The following is a 7,047-nucleotide window of genomic DNA, read 5'->3' as shown; positions in this document are numbered from 1 at the left end:
GCTCTTTTTTGTTATTTTTAAAGGGTATTTCTTTTGTTTTTTTGAAATAAACGGTAGAATGAATAAAAAGAAGAAGGAGTGTTTTCGATGAATAAACGAGTAATCATTTTAAATTTTCCTGTAGAGAGTCAAGCCTATCAAGCGTTTTCTGAAATCAAAAAATTCCATGCTGCTCGTTCGATCAAAGGAGAGCAAATGGCAGTCATCCGTCATGAACCAAACGGGGCCCATCAATTCAAAATTGAAGATTTTCTAGATTTTACAGGCAACAACAAATCATCTACTGGCGGATTGATCGGCATGTTGGTTGGCATTCTGGGAGGACCACTAGGGATTCTGTTAGGCTGGTTTGCTGGCGGAATGATCGGAGCAACACAAGACGCGAAAGAAATCAAAGATGCACAGACGGTTTTCGATTTTGTAGGAAGTAAAATTGGTGAAGGCACGACTGGGCTGATTTTGATTGCTGAAGAAGACGACAACCGTCCATTGAATCAATTAGTGACAATGGAATTAGGGGGAGAAATCACTCGTTTGGACTACGATGATGTAGAAAAAGATGTCCATGATGCCCGAGAAGTCGAGGATAAAGCAAAAGAAGCTGCCAAGAAAAACTGGCAAGACAAACATCCTCAACAGGATGCTGATTCCGATCATCCAGCTGAATAACGATGAATGTGAGACAAATCTAAAAATCAGTTCTGCTACAGACTCTAATTCTGGATAAACGGTGGCCAAAAGTCAGTTTTTTCGGAAATTTCAAAAAAAACGAGAGTGGGACAAAAGTAAGAAACACTTTTGTCTCATTCTTTAAAAACGAATAAACGGTGGGAGCAGAAGCAACTCCTTCTTAAATAAGCCGAAATTCACAAAAATTTGAAAAGCAATTGTCGTGAATTTCTTCTTATTTCTCGGAGTTAAACACTTCTGTCCCAACCTCGTTTTTTTCTCCAACTTCTCAAACCTAAACGACTTTTGTCCCATCCTCCCTTTCGATTTTGGTTTATTTCTTATGATTATTGAAGCATTTTAGACTTTCGGTTGATTATCAGTTGATTTTCCCATAAAATTAATAGGGAACTTAAAGAAAGTCAGGTAGATTATGGAATTACAATTTTTAGGAACAGGAGCAGGAGTACCTGCTAAACATAGAAATGTGACAAGTATTGCATTAAAACTCTTAGATGAAAGAAATGAAGTTTGGTTATTTGATTGTGGGGAAGGAACACAGATGCAGATCTTGCGTACGAGTATCCGCCCACGAAAAATCGAAAAAATATTCATCACCCATTTACATGGGGATCATATTTTTGGATTACCTGGTTTACTTAGCAGCCGCTCTTTTCAAGGGGGAGATACACCGCTTGAAATATACGGACCTAAAGGAATCGAAACGTTTATCAAAACTTCTTTAGCTGTTTCGCAAACTCGATTAGGTTATGCGTTGAAATTTATTGAATTGACAGAGGATCAGCCAATCTTTGAAGACCAACAATTTTCTGTTTATACAAAGAAACTGGATCATGGCATCGATAGTTTTGGCTACCGGGTCGTGGAGCATGACCATAAAGGAGAATTGCAAGTCGACAAACTGAAAGAATTAGCTATTCCAGCTGGACCGATCTATGGTAAGCTAAAAAAAGGTGAAACAGTCACTCTTGATGATGGACGGACCATTGATGGCAAAGCATTTGTGGGACCGGATAAAAAAGGTAGGATCGTCACGATTTTAGGCGATACTCGAAAAACAGGTAATTCTGTCCTTCTTGCTCAGGATAGTGATGTACTCGTTCATGAAAGTACATTTAACAAAAATGAGAAAAAAATGGCGCGTAATTATTACCATTCAACTACGCATCAAGCAGCGGAAATCGCGAAGGAAGCAAAAACTAACAAATTATTATTGACACATATCAGTGCTCGTTATTTAGGCAAAGCAGCATTGGAACTTGAAAATGAAGCAAAAGAAATCTTTCCTAATACGTTGATCATGAAAGATTTTGAAACAATTGAAGTACCGTTTCGTGAGGAGGAATAGGTGTGAATCTAGAAGATAAAGTAGTGCTAGTAACAGGTGGTTCTGGAGGATTAGGCGCTCAAATTTGTTATGAAGCAGCAAAACAAGGGGCAATCGTCATTACATGTGCGAGAAGGATCCAGATGATCGGCGAAGTAAAAGAAGAATGCAAAAGATTGAGTGGAACAGAGGCTTATGCTTTTCAAGTAGACGTCAGTGATCCCGATAGTGTCGATGCATTGTATGAAAAAGTAATGGATGAAGTCGGTCGAGTCGATGTGTTAGTCAATAATGCTGGCTTCGGTATTTTCGAAGATTTTCTAAGCTTTGATTTAGGCAAAGCGTACGACATGTTTGAAGTGAATGTGTTGGGAATGATGGTCTTGACTCAAAAATTCGCACTTGATATGGCTGAGCGAAGACAAGGACATATCATCAATATCGCTTCGATGGCTGGCAAAATGGCTACAGCTAAATCAACGATCTATTCCGCTACGAAATTCGCTGTTTTGGGATTTTCCAATGCATTGAGATTAGAATTGAAACCATTAGGCGTAGCCGTTACTACTGTCAATCCTGGACCTGTCGCTACAGATTTCTTTGACAAAGCAGATCCTAGTGGCAGCTATTTAGAAAAAGTAGATCAACTTGTTTTGGATCCAACCAAATTAGCGAAAGCAATCGTTCGTAATATGAAATATCCAAAACGTGAGATCAATAAACCAGTGATCCTTGAAATCGCAGCTAAATTTTACACGCTCTTCCCAACAATTGGCGATTATTTAGCGAGTGGTATTTTCAATAAAAAGTAGGTGAAGAAAAGTGAAAAAACAAAGTGGTGTGATCATCGGGTTTCTACTTGTTTTAGTCATCGTACTATTTGCGGTACTGAATAATAAAAACGTGCCTGTTAGTTTCGGTGTTGCTTCGTTTTCTGCACCGCTGATCCTAGTCATCATAGGTTCTGCGATCATCGGCGCATTGATTGTTTTTGTCACCGCCTCAACGACATTATGGCAACAAAAAAAACAAATCAAACAGTTGACACAAGAACTAGCTGAAGCCCAAAAAGATGTGGAAGCAAAAGTGAATGAAGCAAAAGAAGAACAACAACGTGAATTCAGAAATGAACGTGCAGAACTTGAAGCTGCTTATCAAGCAGAACTGCAAGCAATGAAAGAACAACTGCAACAGTTACAAACACCAAAGGAGAATAATACGCCATCACCTAAACAAAGCTATAATTATTTTGATTGAGCGGTTTTATCATGAATGATTAGGCTAAGAAAATTGATAAAGACTATTTCTTGCGAGGCCCGAAAAAGTTTTAGGATTCTTTCCTCTTTTCGGGCTTTCTTTTTGTTTCTTTCTTCTTTTTTTTAGCGTTTTCCTTTGCTATAATAACTAAGTTAGGAGTGAGAACGTGAGACAAGCAAACTATGATTGGAAGTTAAGTGATACGGAGCCTTCCGCATCCTTTCTCCAAATGATCGAAAAACAAGGTATCTCTCCTTTTATCGGCAAGTTGCTATGGCAACGCGGTTATCGAGAAGAAAAGGAATTACAACGATTTTTAAATCCAAAAGAACAATCTCTTTATGATCCTTACTTGATGCACGACATGGACAAAGCCATCAGTCGGATTCAAAAAGCTGTGATCGAGGGAGAAAAAATCTTGGTTTACGGCGACTATGATGCAGACGGAATCACTAGCACGACAGTAATGAAAGAGACATTAGAATTATTAGGGGCCGATGTCGAAACGTTTTTACCCAATCGCTTTCTCCATGGATACGGCCCAAATCCTACTGTATACAAAGAAAAAATCGAAGCAGGGGTCCAATTGATCGTCACTGTCGATAATGGCGTAGCAGGGAATGAGGCAGTTTCCTATGCACAGGAAGCTGGGGTGGATGTGATCATTACAGATCATCACGAGTTACCTGATCATTTACCAGAGGCCTATGCCATCGTGCATCCCCGTCATCCAGAAGGAAATTATCCTTTTCCGGATCTTGCTGGAGTAGGTGTAGCCTTTAAAGTGGCCACTGCTCTACTAGAAGAGCCTCCGGCTGAATTCTTGGATTTAGTTGCTATCGGTACGATTGCCGATCTGGTTTCGCTGACGGATGAGAACCGTGTGTTAGTTTCTCTAGGTTTGGATGCTATCAAGCACTCTGAACGCATCGGATTACAAGCACTTTTCTCAGAAAGTGGCGTGAAGGCGAAGGAGGCAGATGAAACAATGATCGGTTTTTCGATTGCGCCTCGGTTGAATGCTATCGGTCGTATGGGTGATCCAAATCCAGCTGTGGAATTATTGGCTACTTTTGATGAAGAAGATGCAGCGAGACAAGCCAAGAAACTAAATGAAATCAATGATCAAAGAAAAAAAATAGTGGATGACATCGCTCAGGAAGCACTAGGGATGATCGACGAAACGAATCAGATCCATTTACTTGCATACCCTGGCTGGCATGAAGGTGTTTTGGGGATTGTAGCTGGTAAAATCATGAACCAAACAGGCAAACCAACTATTGTTCTGGGGATAAAAGAAGATGGAACAGCTAAAGGGTCTGGTCGCAGTGTTGACGCGCTGAATCTATATGAAATGTTGGATAAGATGCGTGATCTATTTACATTCTTCGGAGGGCACCATGCAGCTGTCGGTCTAACGATGCCAAAAGAAAATATCTCAGCTTTACAAGAACGCATGAATCATTATGTTGTAGAACAAGGAATCGATTTAACTAAGGGTCCTGCTTTAAGGATTGATGAAATCATGACACCAAAGGATGCAACAGTAGAGTTGATCGATGCCTTGAAGTTACTCGCACCATTTGGAACGGATAATCCGGTTCCGCAGTTTCTATTCCGTCAGACTTCAGCTGAAAATGTAAAAAGGATCGGTACAGCGCAACAACATTTAAAATTAACGCTAGTAGACGATGGTGCACAATTGGATGCTGTTGCCTTCGGATTTGGTAGTGAAGAAAACGAACTATTGAATAACCCCATTGATGTGGTGGGGAAACTTTCAGTCAATGAATGGAATGGTCGCAAGAAACCGCAGTTGATGGTGACGGATTTTGGCGTCAATGGTTTCCAGATATTCGATTGGCGTTCAAAACGGTATAGAACCCTAACCGAATTCAAAGAAGATATCTTTTACTTGGCTTTTGAAAAAAATTCTCTTAAAGAGTTGAACAAGGAAATAAGAGAGAAGATCATACTCTTTGAAAGCCTTGAAAAGACGAAAGAGTTAATTGAAGGAAAAACATATCACGCATTGCTACTCGTTGATTGTCCCGCCGATCTCCTTGTTTTGGAAGAAATCCTTACGTTTGGTTCATTTGATCGAATGTATTTACTAGGGGTTTCCCATGATGAAGCGTATTTAAATGGTGTCGGTACAAGAGAACAGTATGCGAAATTGTTCAAATTGATCCATACGCAAGATAAAATCGATATCCGTTATAAGTTAGAAGCAATTTCAACCTATTTGAAAATACCACAAAAATTATTAATTTTTATGATTCAGGTGTTTTTTGAGCTGAAATTTGTTACAATAGAAAATGGCGTTTTACAAAAAGTCGAAAAACCTGAAAGTCATCCATTGACTGAAAGCCCGCTTTATCAGCGGCGACTTAAGAAGATCAAAGTGGAGGAATTTTTACTATTGAGTGATATTCCAACTATTAAAAAAAGGTTAACAACCTAGGAGGAAGCAAAGAGTGGATTTAAAAGATTATATTGCAAGCATTCCTGATTACCCATCAAAAGGAATCATTTTTCGGGATATCTCCCCACTTATGGCAGATGGAGATGCCTACCGCGAAGCCACAAAACAAATCGTGGACTATGCAAAAGAAAAACGAATTGACATGGTAGTTGGACCTGAAGCTCGCGGATTTATCGTTGGTTGTCCGGTAGCCTATGAAATGGGTGTTGGTTTTGCTCCAGTGCGTAAAAAAGGAAAATTGCCTCGTGAAACCATCGAAGTGACTTATGGACTTGAATACGGTACAGACACATTGACACTGCATAAAGATGCAATCAAGCCAGGCCAACGCGTATTGATCTGCGATGATCTACTAGCGACAGGTGGTACGATCAAAGCAACGATCGACTTAGTGGAAGAACTAGGTGGCGTTGTAGTTGGCTGTGCATTCTTGATCGAATTGATGGAACTAAAAGGCCGCGAAAAAATTGAAGGCTATGACATGATCACATTGATGGAATACTAATTGAATTTCGATTGACCTGATAAGAAGGCTAAACCGAAATCACTAGTCTAAATCACTTTCTTTTAAGCAACACCAAAAATTATAGAACCATTTTTTGAACAAGTCAGACCCTCCCGAAATTGGAACAACTATTTTGGGAGGGTTCGGCTTGTTTTTTGTCTCTTTGTCAAATCGTGTTGGTAGAGACAAATTTGAAAAAAGCATAGTCCGCTATGTAGCGCGTTTTGTGCCATGATTTTTTTTATCTGCAAAAATTCGTCCAATGATTTGCTTTCTCATCAGTACAATTACTCTTAAAGTTATTTATACGATTAATATAAAAATAAAAATACTGAAAACAACACTTCGAATTTAGGTGATTGACTACAGTCTATCGTCACTTTTTTTTAAAAAAAGAAATTATTTTTTGGATAATTATTTGTTTTTTCTGCAAGGTAGAGAACCTTTTAAAAGGAATCATAAAAATAATTCATTATGTTATTATCAGAGAATGAATTTTGAAAGTAAGCAGCTGATTGGGTTGCTGTTATAGCGATAATAGTGGAAGAAGTATACTAAGCATACAAATTCATAAAAATAAATTAAACCTGATTAACTTCTAATTAATTGAATAAAATAATGTTATTTCGTTGTAGTTAACTCATTATTTATATATTTTGAAAAGGCACATCAAAATTTTCTATCCTATAATCAAAGATAGGAAAGCTTGAGTGTTTTCGTGGGGATTATCATTTTTATTATATTAAGACTCTTGAGTTTTACCTTATAGAAGCTTTCAGCAGT

The 7,047-nt window shown here is 38.6% G+C and carries 6 protein-coding genes; all 6 read left to right on the top strand.

The annotated features are described in order from the left end of the window. The first annotated feature begins 87 nt into the window (after window positions 1-87). On the top strand, window positions 88-669 hold the full coding sequence (locus ED2_RS09475) for a hypothetical protein (RefSeq protein WP_005875876.1): 582 nt from the start codon (window positions 88-90) through the stop codon (window positions 667-669). A gap of 433 nt (window positions 670-1,102) precedes the next feature. Next, window positions 1,103-2,038, top strand: a complete 936-nt coding sequence (gene rnz / locus ED2_RS09470) for a ribonuclease Z (protein ID WP_005875874.1) — start codon at window positions 1,103-1,105, stop codon at window positions 2,036-2,038. A gap of 2 nt (window positions 2,039-2,040) precedes the next feature. Next, window positions 2,041-2,829, top strand: coding sequence for an SDR family NAD(P)-dependent oxidoreductase (locus ED2_RS09465; RefSeq protein WP_005875872.1), 789 nt, complete (start codon window positions 2,041-2,043; stop codon window positions 2,827-2,829). Between the two features lie 10 nt (window positions 2,830-2,839). Beyond that, a complete protein-coding gene (locus tag ED2_RS09460; RefSeq protein WP_005875870.1) occupies window positions 2,840-3,274 on the top strand; it encodes a LapA family protein in 435 nt (144 codons plus the stop codon). A 166-nt stretch (window positions 3,275-3,440) separates the two neighbouring features. Beyond that, window positions 3,441-5,738, top strand: coding sequence for a single-stranded-DNA-specific exonuclease RecJ (gene recJ / locus ED2_RS09455; RefSeq protein WP_016176719.1), 2,298 nt, complete (start codon window positions 3,441-3,443; stop codon window positions 5,736-5,738). Window positions 5,739-5,751: 13 nt separating this feature from the next. Further along, complete coding sequence (locus ED2_RS09450) at window positions 5,752-6,264, top strand: adenine phosphoribosyltransferase (RefSeq protein WP_005875866.1); 513 nt, start codon at window positions 5,752-5,754, stop codon at window positions 6,262-6,264. Window positions 6,265-7,047: the final 783 nt, after the last annotated feature.

Source organism: Enterococcus durans NBRC 100479 = LMG 10746 (assembly GCF_001544215.1).
In the GTDB taxonomy this organism is placed as follows: Bacteria; Bacillota; Bacilli; order Lactobacillales; family Enterococcaceae; genus Enterococcus_B; species Enterococcus_B durans.
The sequence above is the reverse complement of the archived record's forward strand: the minus strand, read 5'-3'. Positions and strand labels throughout refer to the sequence as shown.